Genomic DNA, 18,118 nt, shown 5'->3' on the forward strand with positions numbered 1-18,118 from the left:
TGAAATTAAAACGTATCAGATTTAGCATGTAAAACCATCCGTCAGGCAGGAAGCCTTGCGACATCAGTCTCTGAGTTTTCATTATCATTATAAATTGCGCAATAGATAGTTCAAAAAATGAACAATTCTTTGTGCTGAGAAGATTAACGATGAGAAGGGACGGAATGCTGCCAGAAAAATGTCTGAAGCGTGGCGAGTATATTCAAAAGGGATAAATCAGAATGTATAACAATGAACCAGGTACTCAGTCTGATTCAGCTTTGGGCTATACCTTCCAAAATGATTTTCTGGCCTTAAGTCAGGCATTTTCGCTGCCTGAAATAGATTACACCGATATTTCCCAACGCGAGCAGCTCTCTGCGGCGATTAAACGCTGGCCGTTGCTGGCTGAATTTGCGCAACAACAATAAGGGAGCCGTGGATGGCTATTCTGGGATTGCAGGGCGTGCGCGGTGGAGTGGGTACCACGTCGATCACTTCGGCACTCGCCTGGGCGTTGCAGATATTAGGGGAAAACGTACTTGTCGTGGATGCCAGTCCCGATAATTTGTTGCGCCTGTCATTCAACGTGGATTTTGTTCATCGCGAAGGGTGGGCGAGGGCGATACTGGATAACCGCGACTGGCGTGATGCCGGAATGCGCTACACCTCGCAACTTGATCTGTTGCCATTTGGTCAACTGAGTGCGCAAGAGCGTGAAAACCCTCAGGAGTGGCAGGATCGCCTGGGCGGTATTTTCGAGGGGATCTCCGCGCTGAAAGAGAGCGGACGTTATTCATGGATCCTGCTGGATCTTCCCTCTGACGCCTCACCAATCACCCGCCAGTGGGTGAATCTTTGCGATCACACGCTGGCCGTGGTGAAAGCAGACACGAACTGCCATATCCGTCTTCACCAGCAGGCGCTGCCCACTGGCGCACATATTCTGATTAATGACTTACGCATCGGCAGCCAGTTACAGGATGACCTGTACCAGATTTGGCTGCAAAGTCAGCGCCGCCTGCTGCCGATGATCATTCATCGGGATGAAGCGATGGCGGAGTGCATGGCGTCGAAGCAGCCGCTGGGAGAATATCGCAGTGATTCGCTGGCGGCAGAAGAGATCCTGACGCTGGCAAACTGGTGTCTGTTGCATTATGCCGATCATAAAACGTCTGTCGGGAGCCCATCATGAGTCTCCTGTCCCGGTGGTTGCTTATTCCGCCGGTTAGCGCGCGCCTGAGCGAGCGTTATCAGGGGTATCGTCGTCATGGCGCTTCGTGTTTCAGCGCGGCGATGGGCTGTTTTTGGGTGATTCTGGCATGGGTGTTCTTCCCGCTTGAACATCCGCGCTGGCAGCGTATTCGCGGCCAACATAAAGCGCTGTATCCGCATATTAACGCCGCCCGCCCGCGCCCGCTGGATCCTGCTCGCTACGCCATTCAAACGCTCTGGTTGATGGCAACCTCACAGCGAAAAGAAAATAAAGAACCGCGCTGGCGGTCCTTTGCCCGTTTGCAGGGCGTGCGTGGCCGCTATCATCAATGGATGGACGCGTTGCCTGAGCGCGTGAGTCAACGCACTCACCACCTGGACTCGCAAAAAGAGTTGGGGCATCTCAGTACTGGGGCGCGTCGACTCATTCTCGGCGTTATCGTGACGTTTTCGCTGATTTTAGCGGTGATTTGTATTACCCAGCCGTTTAACCCGCTGTCACAATTTATCTTCCTGATTCTGCTGTGGGGCGTGGCGTTGTGGGTACGCCGACTACCGGGACGTTTCTCCGCCCTGATGCTGATAGTGCTGTCGCTGACGGTGTCTTGCCGTTATATCTGGTGGCGCTACACCTCGACGCTAAACTGGGATGACCCGGTGAGTCTGGTTTGCGGTCTCGTTTTACTGTTTGCCGAAACCTATGCCTGGATCGTACTGGTGCTGGGTTACTTCCAGGTGATTTGGCCGCTTAATCGTCAACCTGTCCCGCTGCCAAAAGATATGGCGCAATGGCCGACCGTCGATATTTTTGTGCCCACGTACAACGAAGATCTCAGCGTCGTGAAAAACACCATTTATGCGTCGTTGGGTATCGACTGGCCAAAAGACAAGGTGACAATCTGGATTCTGGATGATGGCGGGCGAGAAGAGTTCCGCCAGTTTGCTCAGACCGTCGGGGTGCAATACATCGCCCGTACCACCCATGAACACGCGAAAGCCGGGAACATTAACAACGCGCTGAAGTATGCGAAGGGCGAGTTTGTGTCGATCTTTGACTGCGACCACGTGCCGACGCGCTCGTTCCTGCAAATGACGATGGGCTGGTTCCTCAAAGAAAAACAGCTCGCAATGATGCAGACGCCGCACCATTTCTTCTCGCCGGACCCGTTTGAACGCAACCTGGGGCGTTTTCGCAAAACGCCGAACGAAGGGACGCTGTTCTATGGGCTGGTGCAGGATGGCAACGATATGTGGGATGCCACTTTCTTCTGCGGTTCGTGTGCGGTGATCCGGCGTAAACCGTTAGATGAGATTGGCGGCATCGCCGTAGAAACCGTGACCGAAGACGCCCATACCTCGCTGCGCTTACACCGCCGTGGTTACACCTCCGCCTATATGCGTATTCCGCAGGCGGCAGGGTTGGCGACAGAAAGTCTGTCAGCGCATATCGGGCAGCGTATTCGCTGGGCGCGTGGGATGGTGCAAATCTTCCGTCTGGACAATCCGCTCACCGGCAAAGGCTTAAAACTGGCGCAGAGGTTGTGCTACGTGAACGCCATGTTCCACTTTTTGTCCGGTATTCCCCGGCTGATCTTCCTCACGGCGCCGCTGGCCTTCTTGCTGTTACACGCCTATATCATCTATGCCCCTGCGCTGATGATTGCGTTGTTCGTGTTACCGCACATGATCCACGCCAGCCTGACCAACTCGAAGATTCAGGGGAAATACCGCCACTCGTTCTGGAGTGAAATCTACGAAACGGTGCTGGCCTGGTATATCGCCCCGCCGACGATGGTGGCGCTGATCAACCCGCACAAAGGGAAGTTTAACGTGACGGCAAAAGGCGGGTTGGTCGAAGAAGAGTACGTGGACTGGGTCATTTCCCGGCCTTATATCTTCCTGGTCTTGCTCAACCTGTTGGGCGTGGCGGTGGGCGTCTGGCGTTACTACTACGGCCCTGAAAACGAAATACTCACCGTGATCGTCAGCCTGGTATGGGTTTTCTACAACCTGATTATTCTCGGTGGCGCGGTGGCCGTCTCCGTGGAGAGCAAACAGGTCAGACGGGCGCATCGTGTTGAGATCTCAATGCCTGCCGCTATTGCCCGTGAAGATGGTCATCTGTTCTCGTGCACCGTGCATGACTTCTCCGACGGCGGTCTGGGGATCAAGATCAACGGACAGGCGCAGGTGCTGGAAGGGCAGAAGGTGAATTTGTTGCTCAAACGCGGCCAGCAGGAATATGTCTTCCCGACGCAAGTCGTGCGCGTGCTGGGTAATGAAGTGGGGCTGCAACTGATGCCATTGACCACGAAACAACATATTGATTTTGTACAGTGCACGTTCGCCCGGGCAGATACCTGGGCGCTTTGGCAGGACAGCTTCCCGGAAGATAAACCTCTGGAAAGTCTGCTGGATATTCTGAAGCTGGGCTTCCGTGGTTATCGGCATCTCGCCGAGTTTGCCCCGTCTTCCGTCAAAGTAATTTTCCGGTCTCTGACGACGCTGGTTTCCTGGATTGTGTCGTTTATTCCACGTCGCCCGGAGCGGGGCGTGGCGGTGCAACAGCCGGATCAGGTTATGGCTCAACAATGATGATAACGCGATGAAAAGAAAACTTTCCTGGATTTGTGCAGTGGCAATAGGGATGAGCGCTTTCCCTGCTTTCATGACGCAGGCAACGCCTGCAATGCAACCACTGGTAAATGCTGAGCCAGCAGAGGCGCCAGCTGTGCCTGCGCCGGCAGATGAAAATCAGCCCGTCGGACAGGTGATGCCGGGTGTGGCGGGGGCAAACGCGCCGATTGTCGCGCAGAATGCGCCTTCCCGCGATGTGAAGCTCACCTTTGCGCAAATTGCGCCGCCGCCGGGCAGCATGGTTCTGCGTGGCGTCAATCCGAACGGCGGTATTGAGTTCGGTATGCGCAGCGATGAAGTGGTCTCGAAAGCGGTGTTGAACCTCGAGTACACCCCTTCGCCGTCGCTGTTGCCGATACAGTCGCAGCTAAAGGTTTACCTGAATGATGAATTGATGGGCGTATTGCCTGTCACCAAAGAGCAACTGGGCAAAAAAACGCTGGCCCAGATGCCGATCAACCCTTTGTTTATTACCGACTTTAACCGGGTGCGCCTGGAGTTTGTTGGGCACTACCGCGATGTCTGTGAAAACCCGGCCAGCAGCACATTGTGGCTGGATGTCGGCCGCAGTAGCGTACTGGACCTGACCTACCAGACACTGCCGGTAAACAACGATCTCTCGCACTTCCCGATCCCGTTCTTTGACCCGCGAGATAATCGTCCTGTTACCTTGCCGATGGTGTTCGCACAATCACCGGATAAGGCGCTGCAACAGGCGGCGTCGATCGTCTCCTCCTGGTTTGGTTCGCGTGCGGGCTGGCGCGGTCAGCACTTCCCGGTGATGTATAACAAATTGCCGGATCGTAATGCGATTGTGTTTGCCACTAACGACAAACGCCCAGACTTCCTGCGCGATCATCCGGCGGTGAACGCGCCGGTGATCGAGATGATTAACCATCCGGATAACCCGTATGTGAAACTGCTGGTGGTCTTTGGCCGTGATGACAAAGACCTGTTGCAGGCAGCGAAGGGGATTGCGCAGGGGAATATTCTGTTCCGTGGCAATAGCGTGGTGGTGAATGAAGTGAAACCGCTGCTGGCCCGTCAGCCCTATGACGCGCCGAACTGGGTGCGTACTGACCGCGCGGTGACCTTTGGCGAGCTGAAAACCTATGAAGAGCAGTTACAGTCAACAGGGCTGGAGCCTGCGCCGATCAACGTGTCGCTGAACCTGCCGCCGGATCTTTATTTGTTACGCAGTACCGGTATTGATATGAACCTCAACTACCGTTACACCACGCCGCCGCAGAAAGACAGTTCGCGGATGGATATCAGCCTGAATAACCAGTTCCTGCAAGCGTTTAGCCTGAACAGCGCGCAGGAAAGCAATCGCCTGTTGCTGCGTCTGCCTGTCCTGCAAGGGCTTCTGGACGGCAAAACAGATGTCGCGATCCCGGCGTTGAAACTGGGCGCGATGAACCAGCTGCGCTTTGACTTCCAGTATATGAACCCGATGCCGGGGGGATCGGTTGATAATTGCATCACTTTCCAACCGGTACAGAACCATGTCGTGATCAGCGACGATTCCACTATCGACTTCTCGAAGTATTACCACTTTATCGCGATGCCGGACCTGCGTGCTTTCGCGAATGCGGGTTTCCCGTTCAGCCGTATGGCTGACCTGTCCGAAACCATCATGGTCATGCCGAAAACCCCGAACGAAGCGCAGATGGAAACGCTGCTGGATGTGACCGGGACGATAGGGGCGCAAACCGGCTTCCCGTCAATTAACCTGAACATCACCGACGACAGCAGCCAGATTCAGGGCAAAGACGCTGACATCATGTTAATCGGCTCCATTCCCGATAAGCTGAAAGATGAGAAGCGAATCGATCTGCTGGTGCAGGCGACGCAGAGCTGGGTAAACACCCCGACGCGCCAGACCACATTCCCGAGCATTATGCCGGATATGGCCGATCGTGCGGCGGATGTGCGTACGACCCTGACCTCCTCTGGCCCCATGGCGGCCGTGGTGGGCTTCCAGTCGCCGTTTAACGATCAGCGAAGTGTGATTGCGCTGCTGGCCGACAGCCCGCGCGGTTATACGTTACTGAACGAAGCGATGAACGACAGCGGAAAACGGGCGGCAATGTTTGGTTCTGTTTCGGTAATTCGTGAATCCGGTGTTAACAGCCTGCGGGTCGGGGATGTTTACTACGTCGGGCATTTACCGTGGTTTGAACGTCTGTGGTATGCCCTGTCGAATCACCCGGTACTGCTGGCCATTCTGGCGGCGGTGAGCGTCGTGCTTCTGGCTTGGGTGCTGTGGCGTCTGCTGCGCATCATTAGTCGCCGCCGTCTTGATCCGGACAATGAGTAATTAGCGATGAACGCGCTTCGTGGATGGACGTTAACGGTGTTAATGGTGGCCGCCGTGAATGTGCAGGCAGCCTGCACATGGCCTGCCTGGACACAGTTCAAAAAAGATTACATCAGCCAGCAAGGGCGGGTAATCGATCCCAGCGACGCGCGTAAAATCACCACCTCGGAAGGGCAAAGTTACGCGATGTTCTTTGCCCTCGCCGCGAATGACCGCCCGGCGTTTGATCAACTGCTGGACTGGACGCAGAACAACCTCGCGCAGGGTTCTTTGCAGGAGCACCTGCCCGCCTGGCTCTGGGGGCAAAAAGATCCGAAAACGTGGAGCGTGCTGGACGCTAACTCTGCGTCTGACGCCGATGTCTGGATTGTCTGGTCTTTACTGGAAGCGGGAAGATTGTGGAAAGCGCCGCGCTATACCGACATCGGCACTGCGCTGTTAAAACGCATTGCCCGTGAGGAAGTGGTCACCGTGCCGGGGCTGGGTTCCATGCTGTTGCCGGGTAAAGTCGGTTTCGCGGAAACGGCAAGCTGGCGTTTTAATCCCAGTTATTTGCCGCCGCAACTGGCGCAGTACTTTACCCGTTTTGGCGCGCCGTGGACCACCCTGCGTGAAACCAATCTGCGCCTGCTGCTGGAAACGGCCCCGAAAGGTTTTTCGCCGGACTGGGTGCGTTATGAGAAAAATAAAGGCTGGCAGTTGAAGCCGGAAAAAACGCTGGTCAGCAGCTACGATGCCATTCGCGTTTATATGTGGGCGGGCATGCTGCATGATGGCGATCCGCAAAAAGCGCGTCTGCTCGCGCGATTTAAATCGATGGCTACCCTGACAACAAAAAACGGCCTTCCACCGGAGAAAGTGGACGTCGCCAGCGGCAAAGCACAGGGCAATGGCCCGGTGGGCTTCTCTGCCGCTATGCTGCCTTTCCTGCAAAACCGCGATGCGACAGCGGTGCAGCGACAGCGTGTGACCGACGACTTTCCTGGCAGCGATGCCTATTACAGCTACGTGCTGACCCTATTTGGACAAGGCTGGGATCAGCATCGTTTTCGCTTCACCCTTCGTGGTGAGTTACTACCTGACTGGGGCCAGGAATGCGCAAGTTCACACTAAGTTTACTCAGTATATCGCTCGGCCTGACGTTAATGCCGATGGTTCATGCTGCGCCTTCCGCGCAGCAGCAACTGCTGGAGCAGGTGCGGCTCGGCGAAGCCTCGCACCGTGAAGATCTGGTGCGCCAGTCTTTGTACCGTCTGGAACTGATGAACCCGAATAATCCGGACGTGATTGCCGCCCGTTTTCGCTATTTACTGCGTCAGGGCGATATCGCAGGGGCACAGAAACAGCTCGACCGACTCTCCCAGTTAGCGCCGAGCTCCACCGCGTATAAATCGTCCCGCACGACCATGTTGCTCTCCACGCCGGAGGGAAGACAGTCCTTGCAGGAGGCGCGTCTGCAGGCCACCACCGGGCATCCGGAAGAAGCGATTGCCGCTTACGATAAGCTGTTCAAGGGGAATCCGCCGGACGGTGAACTGGCCGTCGAATACTGGACGACGGTGGCGAAATTACCCGCGCGGCGCAATGACGCCATTAATCAGCTCAAAAAAATCAATGCCAGCAACCCGGGCAACAACGGTTTACAAAACTCACTGGCGCAGCTGCTGTTTGACAACGGGCGGCGCGAAGAAGGGTTTGCGGTATTAGAACAGATGGCGAAATCCAACAGCGGACGCAACGCAGCGGCGGATATCTGGTATAAGCAGATCAAAGACTTGCCAGCGAGTGAATCCAGCGTGCAGGCACTGCAAAAGTACCTGACGGTGTTCAGCGAAGGCGACAGCGTCAATGCGGCGCGCGGCAAGCTGAATGATCAACAAAAACAGCTGGCCGATCCCGCTTTCAGAGCAAGAGCCCAGGGGATGGCTGCGGTTGACGCCGGACAAGGCGGCAAAGCCGTGACGGAATTACAGCAGGCGGTCAGCGCAAACCATAACGACAGCGAAGCCGTTGGCGCGCTGGGTCAGGCCTATTCACAGCGTGGCGATCGCGCGCGCGCCGTGGTGCAATTTCAGAAAGCCCTTGAGATGGACCCGCAAAGCAGCAGCCGTGACAAGTGGGAAAGTCTGCTGAAAGTGAACCGTTACTGGCTGTCGATTCAGCAGGGTGACGCCGCCCTGAAAGCCAATAATCCGAACCAGGCAGAGCGTCTTTATCAGCAGGCGAGAAGCATTGATAACACCGACAGCTACGCTGTTCTGGGGCTGGGTGATGTGGCGATGGCGCGCAAAGATTACGCCGCCGCCGAACGGTACTATCAACAAACGCTGCGCATGGACAGCGGTAACAGCAACGCGGTGCGCGGGTTAGCGAATATTTATCGGCAGCAATCTCCGGAGAAAGCCTCGGCATTTATCGCCTCGCTCTCCGCCAGCCAGCGTCGCAGCATTGATGACATTGAGCGCAGCCTGGAAAACGATCGCCTGGCGCAGCAGGCAGAAGCGCTGGAAAATCAGGGAAGCTGGGCGCAGGCCGCTGAACTACACCGTCGCCGACTGGCAATGGATCCGGGGAGCGTCTGGGTCACTTATCGTTTGTCACGCGATTTGTGGAACGCCGGACAGCGCAGCCAGGCCGATGCGCAAATGAGCGCGCTGGCGCGCCAGAAACCCAATGATCCAGAACAGGTCTATGCCTACGGACTTTACCTCTCCGGTAACGATCAGGGTCGTGCGGCAATGGCGCATATTAACAGCCTGCCGCGCAGCCAGTGGAACAGCAACATTCAGGAACTGGCAGACCGGCTGCAAAGCAATCAGGTGCTGGAAACCGCTAACCGTCTGCGTGACAGCGGCAAAGAGCGGGAAGCGGAAGAGTTACTCCGACAGCAACCGGCCTCCACACGTATTGATTTAACGCTTGCCGACTGGGCGCAGCAGCGCCGGGAATACACGACCGCGCGCGCGGCGTATGAGGCGGTTCTGGCGCGCGAGCCGAATAACGTTGATGCCCATCTTGGTTTGACGGAAGTGTTTATCGCTCAAGGAGATAACGCGGCGGCACGCGCCGAACTGGCAAAATTGCCTGCTGCAGAAGCCGGAGAAACACCGTCTATCAACATGCAGCGTCGTATCGCGCTGGCGCAGATGCAGTTGGGCGACACCGCGAGCGCGCAGCAGACGTTCAATAAAATTGTGCCGCAGGCGAAATCGCAGCCGCCATCGATGGAAAATGCGATGGTACTGCGTGATGCCGCCGCGATTCAGGCGCAGGCAGGTGAACCAGAGCAGGCGCTCGACACCTACCAAGATGCGATGGTCGCTGCGGGGATCACGCCAACGCGTCCCGAGGATAACGATACATTTACCCGTTTGACGCGCAACGATGAGAAAGACGACTGGCTGAAACGCGGCGTACGTAGTGATGCGGCGGATTTATATCGTCAGCAGGATCTCAACGTCACCCTTGAGCATGATTACTGGGGATCGAGCGGCACCGGCGGGTATTCTGACCTGAAAGCGCACACCACCATGCTGCATGTGGATGCGCCGTATTCCGACGGGCGCATGTTCTTTCGTACCGACATGGTCAACATAAACGTTGGCAGCTTCTCTGATGATGCCAACGGGCAATACGATGACAACTGGGGGACTTGTACCTTGTCCGACTGTAGCGGCAGCCGCAGTCAGTCCGATCGCGGCGCCAGCGTCGCCGTTGGCTGGGCGAATGACACCTGGAGCTGGGATATTGGCACCACGCCAATGGGCTTCGAGGTTGTTGATGTCGTGGGGGGCGTGAGTTACAGCAACGATATCGGTCCGTTGGGCTACACCCTGAACGCGCACCGTCGTCCTATCTCCAGTTCGCTGCTGGCCTTTGGCGGGCAGAAAGATGCGCCGAGTAATACCAACAAAACATGGGGCGGCGTCCGTGCGGACGGAGGCGGAGTCAGCCTCAGCTATGACAAAGGCGAAGCGAACGGCGTCTGGGCGTCGCTGACCGGCGATCAGCTCACCGGGCAGAATGTGGAAGACAACTGGCGCGTGCGCTGGATGACCGGTTATTACTACAAGATCATTAACGAGAATAACCGTCGTGTCACCATCGGTCTGAACAACATGATTTGGCACTACGACAAAGACCTGAGCGGATACTCGCTGGGTCAGGGCGGTTACTACAGCCCGCAAGAGTATCTCTCATTCGCCGTACCGGTGATGTGGCGCCAACGCACAGAGCACTGGTCGTGGGAGCTGGGCGGTTCCGTGTCATGGTCGCATTCGCGCACCAAGACGATGCCGCGTTACCCACTGATCAATTTGATCCCAGAAGATTTTCAAGATGAAGCCCGCACCCAGACCAACGATGGCGGTAGCAGCCAGGGCTTTGGCTACACGGCGCGGGCGCTGATCGAACGTCGCGTCACCTCGAACTGGTTTATCGGAACGGCAGTAGATATTCAGGAGGCGAAGGACTACACCCCAAGCCATTTCTTGCTGTATGCGCGGTATTCTGCCGCAGGCTGGCAGGGCGATATGGATTTGCCGCCACAGCCGCTGGTGCCTTACGCCGACTGGTAAGTTTTCAGATACCGCCTCTCTTAATGCCGTCACGATCGGGTATACTCTGGCGGCTTTTAAAGATATCCCTGGAGAGTCAATTTGCGCGTCAGTCGCTCGTTAACAATTAAGCAGATGGCGATGGTTGCGGCCGTTGTCATGGTGTTCGTTTTTATATTTTGCACCGTTTTGCTGTTTCATCTGGTACAGCAGAACCGCTATAACACGGCTACGCAACTGGAAAGCATCGCTCGCTCTGTTCGGGAACCTTTATCTGCGGCAATTCTCAAGGCCGATATCCCTGAAGCGGAGTCCATTCTTGTCAGTATTAAACCTGCCGGGGTGGTCAGCCGCGCCGATGTCGTGTTGCCTAATCAGTTTCAGGCGCTGCGCATCAGCTTTATTCCCGAGCGCCCGGTGCCTGTCATGATCACGCGCCTGTTCGAGCTGCCGGTACAGATCTCGCTGCCGGTTTACTCGCTTGAACGTCCGGCTAACCCGCAGCCGCTGGCGTATCTGGTGCTACAGGCCGATTCGTTCCGCATGTATAAGTTCGTCATCAGCACCGTCTCCACGTTAGTGACCATTTACTTACTTTTGTCGCTGGTGCTCACGGTGGCCATCTCCTGGTGTGTGAACCGCCTGATTTTGCATCCGCTACGTAACATTGCGCGTGAGCTCAATGATGTTTCGCAAGAAGACCTGATCGGGCATCAGCTGACGCTGCCACGCCTGCATCAGGATGATGAAATTGGCATGCTGGTGCGCAGTTACAACCGGAACCAACAGATTTTGCTGCGTTACAACGAAGAACAAACGGACAACGCGATGCGTTTTCCGGTTTCAGAGTTGCCGAATAAAGCGTTCCTGATGGGAATGCTGGAGCAGGTGGTAGCGCGCCAACAGACAACGGCATTGATGATTGTGACGTGCGAAACACTGCGGGATACCGCTGGCGTTCTTAAAGAGACGCAGCGGGAAATCCTGCTGCTGACGCTGGTGGAAAAGTTGAAATCCGTGCTGGCGCCGAGAATGGTGCTCACCCAGGTCAGCGGTTACGACTTTGCGATCATCGCCCACGGCGTCAAAGAACCGTGGCATGCGATAACATTAGGTCAGCAAGTGCTCACTATTATTAATGAGCGGCTGCCGATCGAAAGCATACAACTGCGCCCCAGCTGCAGCATTGGCGTCGCGATGTTTTATGGCGATCTGAGCGCAGAACAGCTGTACGGTCGCGCGGTGTCCGCCGCCTTTACCGCGCGGCGAAAAGGCAAAAATCAAATTCAGTTCTTTGATCCGAAACAGATGGAACTGGCGCAGCAACGCCTGACTGAAGAGAGCGACATTCTTAGCGCGCTGGATAATCACCAGTTCTCCATTTGGTTACAGCCGCAGGTGGAGATGTCCAGCGGCAAGGTGCTGAGCGCAGAAGCGTTGTTGCGTATGCAGCAGCCGGATGGAACCTGGGAACTGCCTGAAGGGTTGATTGAACGCATTGAATCCTGTGGCCTGATGGTGACGGTCGGCCATTGGGTGCTGGAAGAGTCCTGCCGCCAGCTTTCGGCCTGGCAAGAGCGCGGTCAGATGATGCCGCTTTCCGTGAATCTCTCTGCGTTGCAGCTCATGCACCCGAGTATGGTGTCGGATCTGCTGGAGTTGTTAAACCGTTACCGCATTGAGCCGGGCACATTGATTCTGGAGGTGACAGAAAGCCGCCGGATTGACGATCCTCATGCTGCGGTGGCGATCTTGCGCCCATTACGCAACGCGGGCGTCCGTATTGCGCTGGACGATTTTGGCATGGGATACGCGGGGTTACGCCAGCTACAACACATGAAGTCGCTGCCGGTCGATGTGCTCAAAATCGATAAAATGTTTGTTGATGGGCTACCGGAAGATAACAGCATGGTCACCGCAATTATCCTGATGGCGCGTAGCCTCAATTTACAGATGATTGCAGAAGGCGTGGAGACGGAAGCGCAGCGTGACTGGCTGGCACAAGCGGGTGTCGAAGTGGCGCAGGGTTTCTTATTTGCTCGCCCTGTTCCTGCGGAAGTGTTTGAAGAGCGCTACCTGAAGGACGTATCGCCTGATTACAAAAGTTAAAAAAGGTCGGGCTTGTGCGAGCCAGTTCAAACTTTTTAACATTTTTGTTTCAATTATGATCCAGGTACATTTCTGTCATGTTGTCGGGGTGTTATTTTAAGGCCGCAGGTCAATCATAACCTTACAAGGCCTGTGGTTTTTACTTCAAGGACACCCTATGAAAACCTCTCTGTTCAAAAGCCTTTACTTTCAGGTCCTGACGGCAATCGCCATTGGTATACTCCTTGGCCATTACTACCCTGAATTAGGCGCTCAAATGAAACCGCTTGGCGACGCGTTCGTTAAGCTCATTAAGATGGTCATCGCTCCTGTCATCTTCTGTACTGTCGTGACCGGCATTGCAGGTATGGAAAGCATGAAAGCCGTTGGCCGCACAGGTGCGGTTGCGCTGCTGTACTTTGAAGTCGTCAGTACTATCGCGCTGATCATCGGCCTCATCATTGTTAACGTGGTGCAACCTGGCGCCGGGATGAACGTCGATCCGGCAACTCTGGATGCCAAAGCCGTCGCGATTTACGCTGAGCAGGCGAAGGACCAGGGGATCGTGGGCTTCCTGATGGATATCATCCCGGGCAGCGTTATCGGTGCATTTGCCAGTGGTAACATCCTGCAGGTCTTGCTGTTTGCCGTGATGTTCGGTTTTGCTCTCCATCGCCTGGGCAGCAAGGGGCAGATGATTTTCAACGTGATTGAAAGCTTCTCGCAGGTCATCTTCGGCATCATCAATATGATCATGCGTCTGGCGCCTATCGGTGCGTTTGGCGCGATGGCCTTTACCATCGGTAAATACGGCGTGGGGTCGCTGGTGCAGTTAGGGCAGTTGATCATCTGCTTCTATATCACCTGTATCCTGTTCGTGGTGGTGGTGCTGGGTGGGATCGCCCGCGCAACCGGCTTCAGCATTTTCAAATTTATTCGCTACATCCGTGAAGAACTGCTGATTGTACTGGGGACCTCTTCTTCCGAGTCTGCGTTGCCGCGTATGCTCGACAAGATGGAAAAACTGGGCTGTCGGAAGTCGGTCGTCGGGTTGGTTATTCCAACCGGCTATTCATTCAACCTGGATGGCACATCCATCTATCTGACCATGGCGGCGGTGTTTATCGCGCAGGCGACGAACAGCCATATGGATATTTTCCATCAGATAACGCTATTGGTGGTGTTGCTGCTCTCCTCGAAAGGGGCCGCCGGGGTTACCGGAAGTGGCTTTATCGTTCTGGCTGCCACCATCTCCGCCGTCGGGCATTTACCGGTTGCGGGTCTGGCGCTGATCCTCGGTATCGACCGCTTTATGTCTGAAGCCCGTGCGTTGACCAACCTGGTCGGTAACGGCGTGGCGACAGTCGTGGTTGCCAAATGGGTGAAAGAACTGGACCACAAAAAACTCGACGATGTGCTGAATAATCGTGCGTCGGAAGGCAAATCGCACGAAATATCCTCTTAATCTCACCACTAATGCCCGCAGTCCCTTCCAGGACTGCGGGTGTTTGCGCATAATTGACCCCTGCACCAGAATCGCCTTACCGGGCGCTTCGGTTTTTTTACACTTCATCCGTGACATTTCCATGTTTTTGCGGTCTAACACGAAGTGTTTTTAACGTCATATTCAGATAAGCCTTTTTCAGGATTGTCTTTTTATTACCAGGATTGTTGATCAGGGGTTCACATGCAGGGCACAAAAATTCGACTTTTAGCGGGCGGTTTGCTGATGATGGCCGCTGCCGGCTATGTGCAGGCTGATGCGCTCCAGCCCGATCCAGCATGGCAACAGGGGACGCTGGCAAATGGTTTACAGTGGCAAGTGTTAGCCACTCCGCAGCGCCCCAGCGACCGAATTGAGGTTCGCCTGCTGGTCAATACCGGTTCTCTCGCCGAGAGTACACAACAGAGCGGTTTCAGCCATGCCATCCCGCGCATTGCGCTGACACAAAGCGGCGGCCTGGAGGCCACGCAAGCACGTTCACTTTGGCAGCAGGGGTTTGATCCTAAACGCCCGATGCCACCGGTTATCGTTTCTTACGATTCCACGCTGTATAACCTCAGCTTGCCAAATAGCCGTAACGATCTGCTTAAAGAAGCACTCTCTTACCTGGCCAACGTCTCAGGTAAGCTGACGATCACGCCGGAAACGGTGAATCACGCGCTGAGCAGCGAAGATATGGTCACGACCTGGCCGATGGACACCAAAGAAGGTTGGTGGCGCTATCGTCTGAAAGGGTCGGCATTGTTAGGCCATGACCCCGCAGACCCGCTGAAACAGCCGGTCGATGCGGCGAAAATTGAAGATTTCTACCAGAAATGGTACACCCCGGACACGATGACGCTGATTATTGTTGGCAACGTTGATGCGCGTTCGGTTGCCGAGCAAATCAACAAAACCTTTGGCGAGTTAAAAGGTAAGCGTGAAACACCTGCGCCAGTATCGACCCTTTCGCCGCTGCGTGCGGAAGCGGTCAGTATTATGACGGATGCCGTACGCCAGGATCGTCTTTCCATTATGTGGGACGCGCCGTGGCAGCCTATCCGCGAGTCTGCCGCGTTGCTGCGTTACTGGCGTGCCGATTTAGCCCGTGAAGCGCTGTTCTGGCATATACAGCAGGCGCTGAGCAAGAACAACGCCAAAATTGGCCTCGGCTTCGACTGCCGGGTACTGTTCCTGCGCGCCCAGTGCGCGATCAACATCGAGTCAGCCAACGACAGGCTGAATGCGAATTTGGGGATGGTGGCGCGTGAGCTGGCGAAAGTTCGCAACGATGGCCTGCCGGAAGAGGAATTTAACGCGCTGGTGGCGCAAAAGAGTCTGGAATTGCAGAAGTTGTTTGCGACCTATGCGCGTACCGATACTGACATCCTGATTAGCCAGCGTATGCGTTCGCTGCAAAATCAGGTGGTGGATATCGCGCCTGAGCAGTATCAGAAGCTGCGTCAGGACTTCCTCAACAGCCTCACCGTTGAAATGCTGAACCAGGATCTCCGCCAGCAGTTATCGCAGGATATGGCACTGATTCTGCTGCAACCGAAAGGCGAGCCAGAGTTCAATATGAAGGATTTACAGGCAACATGGGATCAAATCATGGCGCCTGTCGCCTCAGCGGCAGCCACGACCAGCGTAGAAATGGATGAGTCGCATCCGGAAGTGACCGACATTCCGGCGGCACAGTAGACAGGGTAGACAGGTAGGCCGGATAAGGCGTTAACGCCTTATCCGGCGATGGTGTGATGCCTGATGGCGCTATACTTATCAGGCCTACGCTCTTGTAGGCCTGATAATGCGCATTACTGAGGCATCGCGTCGCGCGGGATGATTGCCCCGCGATGCTGGATAACGGTGCTGGCCGTCAGGTGCCCGCGTTTTGCCGCATCAACCGCAGTGCCGCCGGTCAAACGCACCGCCAGATAACCTGCGCTGAAGGAGTCGCCCGCAGCGGTAGTGTCAATCACCTTCTCTTTCGGCAGTTTCACCGCCGCGACGTCGATCAGTTCCTCACCCTGGATCGAGACCAGGCAAGAGTCCGCACCGCGTTTCACCACCACTTCTTGTACGCCCGCCGCATGGGTGCGTGCAAACACGTCCGCAACCGGTTTTTCGCCCCACAGCGCGTCTTCATCATCCAGCGTCAGGAAGGCGATGTCGGTGCATTCCAGCATCTGCTGGTACACCTGTTGCGTCTCTTCAATACTTGCCCACAGGCGAGGACGGTAGTTGTTGTCAAAAATGACTTTTCCGCCGTTGGCGCGACACTCGCTCAGCAGGGTCAATAACTTCTCGCGGCTGGTTGGACTCAGGATCGCAAGGCTGATGCCGCTCAGATACAGGTAATCGAATGTCGCCAGCTCCTCGCAGATCGCGGCAGACTGCTCGCTCTCCAGCCAGAATTTTGCCGCGGCTTCATTACGCCAGTAATAGAAGGTGCGCTCGCCGGTGCTGTCGGTCTCAATGTAGTAGAGGCCCGGCAGACGGTTCTCCATGCGTTGCGTCAGGGAGGTGTCGACGTTTTCACCCTGCCAGGATTCCAGCATTTGCTGGCTGAAATTATCAGTGCCCAGTGCCGTGACATAGTGAACGGATAATGCCGCAGAATCGACCTGGCGGGCGATATAAACGGATGTATTCAACGTGTCGCCACCGAATCCGCGCTGAACGTCTGCGCCTTTCTGTGACAGCTCAATCATGCATTCGCCAATCACGGCAATCTTTTTGGACATAGTCGTGAACCTGCTCTGAAAATAGTAGCGGTAGTGTGCGCTGTGGGTGTTTAGTGGTCAACTATATTAAAACAACGTTCCATTATTTTTTTGAGCCAACGCGTATTCTGTGCTGATTTTTTGGCGATCTGTTTTTTATTTTGCAAGGGACTGAACATAAAGTTCTCCGTTGAAGCGCCGATAACCTTTGACGAGTCCGGGCAGTCACACTCTCACACACAGGACATCTGAGATGATAAAGCAGGTTATCCAGCAGCTAAGCATTCCTGATGCAAGCATCGAAAGCTTGCAGGAGCGGCGCTTTTGGCTGCAGTGCGAGCGGGCTTATACCTATCAACCGATTTATCAGACCAGCGGACGATTGATGGCTGTCGAACTGCTGACGGTGGTGACTCACCCTGATAATCCCGCTCAACGTCTGGCCCCGGATCGCTATTTTGCCGAAGTGACGGTGCGACACCGTATCGATGTTGTAAAAGAGCAGCTCGCTCTGCTGGAAAAGAATGAACGCTTTTTCAGACAGCATGATTTACTGGCCTCGGTGAACGTCGACGGTCCGACGCTGATCGCCATGCGCCAACAAAGCGATATCCTGAAAACGATTGAACGCCTGCCCTGGCTGCGCTTCGAGCTGGTAGAGCACATCCGCCTGCCAAAAGATTCATCGTTCGCCTCAATGTGTGAGTTTGGCCCGCTCTGGCTGGATGACTTTGGGACCGGAATGGCAAACTTCTCCGCGCTCAGTGAAGTGCGTTACGACTACATCAAAGTCGCCAGGGATCTGTTTGTCATGCTGCGACAAACCCCAGAAGGGCGAAATCTGTTCACTTTGCTGCTGCAACTGATGAACCGTTATTGCCGTGGCGTCATTGTCGAAGGTGTTGAAACACTGGAAGAGTGGCGCGATGTGCAGAACTCGCCTGCGTTTGCCGCGCAAGGCTATTTCTTGTCGCGCCCGGTCGCGCTGGACACGCTCGAAGAGGTGATTTTGACGCTGTAATGATGGGCTGTTTCCCGTAATGTCGCGTGGTTGACGCGGCATTCCCGGACACTGCCTGCCTCCTTTTTCGCCTGCTGGACTATCTTTAGGACAGGC

Annotated in this window: 11 protein-coding genes; 10 read left to right on the forward strand and 1 reads right to left on the reverse strand. The window is 55.3% G+C overall.

Annotation, left to right across the window (positions count from 1 at the left end):
- The first annotated feature begins 221 nt into the window (after positions 1 to 221).
- The 9 genes from bcsR to P2W74_RS00900 all read left to right on the forward strand — a co-directional run bounded on the left by bcsR (position 222) and on the right by P2W74_RS00900 (position 15,979).
- Positions 222 to 410 (forward strand): cellulose biosynthesis protein BcsR, encoded by a 189-nt coding sequence (gene bcsR, locus P2W74_RS00860; RefSeq protein ID WP_162382606.1) that lies wholly within the window; start codon positions 222 to 224, stop codon positions 408 to 410.
- Between the two features lie 11 nt (positions 411 to 421).
- Positions 422 to 1,174, forward strand: coding sequence for a cellulose biosynthesis protein BcsQ (bcsQ, locus tag P2W74_RS00865; protein WP_276293540.1), 753 nt, complete (start codon positions 422 to 424; stop codon positions 1,172 to 1,174).
- Positions 1,171 to 3,789: a UDP-forming cellulose synthase catalytic subunit gene (gene bcsA, locus P2W74_RS00870; protein WP_276293541.1), complete on the forward strand. Its 2,619-nt coding sequence runs from the start codon at positions 1,171 to 1,173 to the stop codon at positions 3,787 to 3,789. The genes bcsQ and bcsA overlap by 4 nt, the downstream gene beginning before the upstream one ends.
- 10 nt (positions 3,790 to 3,799) lie before the next feature.
- Positions 3,800 to 6,151, forward strand: a complete 2,352-nt coding sequence (bcsB, locus tag P2W74_RS00875; protein WP_276293542.1) for a cellulose biosynthesis cyclic di-GMP-binding regulatory protein BcsB — start codon at positions 3,800 to 3,802, stop codon at positions 6,149 to 6,151.
- Between the two features lie 6 nt (positions 6,152 to 6,157).
- A complete protein-coding gene (gene bcsZ / locus P2W74_RS00880) occupies positions 6,158 to 7,264 on the forward strand; it encodes a cellulose synthase complex periplasmic endoglucanase BcsZ (RefSeq protein ID WP_276293543.1) in 1,107 nt (368 codons plus the stop codon).
- The gene (bcsC, locus tag P2W74_RS00885) at positions 7,246 to 10,728 is read left to right on the forward strand and encodes a cellulose synthase complex outer membrane protein BcsC (RefSeq protein ID WP_276293544.1); all 3,483 of its coding nucleotides are present in this window, start codon (positions 7,246 to 7,248) and stop codon (positions 10,726 to 10,728) included. The genes bcsZ and bcsC overlap by 19 nt, the downstream gene beginning before the upstream one ends.
- A gap of 81 nt (positions 10,729 to 10,809) precedes the next feature.
- Positions 10,810 to 12,816 (forward strand): biofilm formation regulator HmsP, encoded by a 2,007-nt coding sequence (gene hmsP, locus P2W74_RS00890; protein ID WP_276293545.1) that lies wholly within the window; start codon positions 10,810 to 10,812, stop codon positions 12,814 to 12,816.
- A gap of 157 nt (positions 12,817 to 12,973) precedes the next feature.
- Positions 12,974 to 14,260, forward strand: coding sequence for a dicarboxylate/amino acid:cation symporter (locus P2W74_RS00895; RefSeq protein WP_276293546.1), 1,287 nt, complete (start codon positions 12,974 to 12,976; stop codon positions 14,258 to 14,260).
- A gap of 222 nt (positions 14,261 to 14,482) precedes the next feature.
- On the forward strand, positions 14,483 to 15,979 hold the full coding sequence (locus tag P2W74_RS00900) for a M16 family metallopeptidase (protein ID WP_276293547.1): 1,497 nt from the start codon (positions 14,483 to 14,485) through the stop codon (positions 15,977 to 15,979).
- 113 nt (positions 15,980 to 16,092) lie between these two features.
- Here P2W74_RS00900 and kdgK read toward each other — a convergent pair whose 3' ends face one another.
- Positions 16,093 to 17,022, reverse strand: coding sequence for a 2-dehydro-3-deoxygluconokinase (gene kdgK / locus P2W74_RS00905; protein WP_276293548.1), 930 nt, complete (start codon positions 17,020 to 17,022; stop codon positions 16,093 to 16,095).
- 232 nt (positions 17,023 to 17,254) lie between these two features.
- Here kdgK and pdeH point away from each other — a divergent pair, with 232 nt between their 5' ends.
- Entirely contained in the window at positions 17,255 to 18,022 is a 768-nt protein-coding gene (gene pdeH / locus P2W74_RS00910) for a cyclic-guanylate-specific phosphodiesterase (RefSeq protein WP_276293549.1), read from the forward strand.
- Positions 18,023 to 18,118 lie beyond the last annotated feature (96 nt).

It is taken from the genome of Citrobacter enshiensis (genome assembly GCF_029338175.1).
GTDB lineage: Bacteria > Pseudomonadota > Gammaproteobacteria > Enterobacterales > Enterobacteriaceae > Citrobacter_D > Citrobacter_D enshiensis.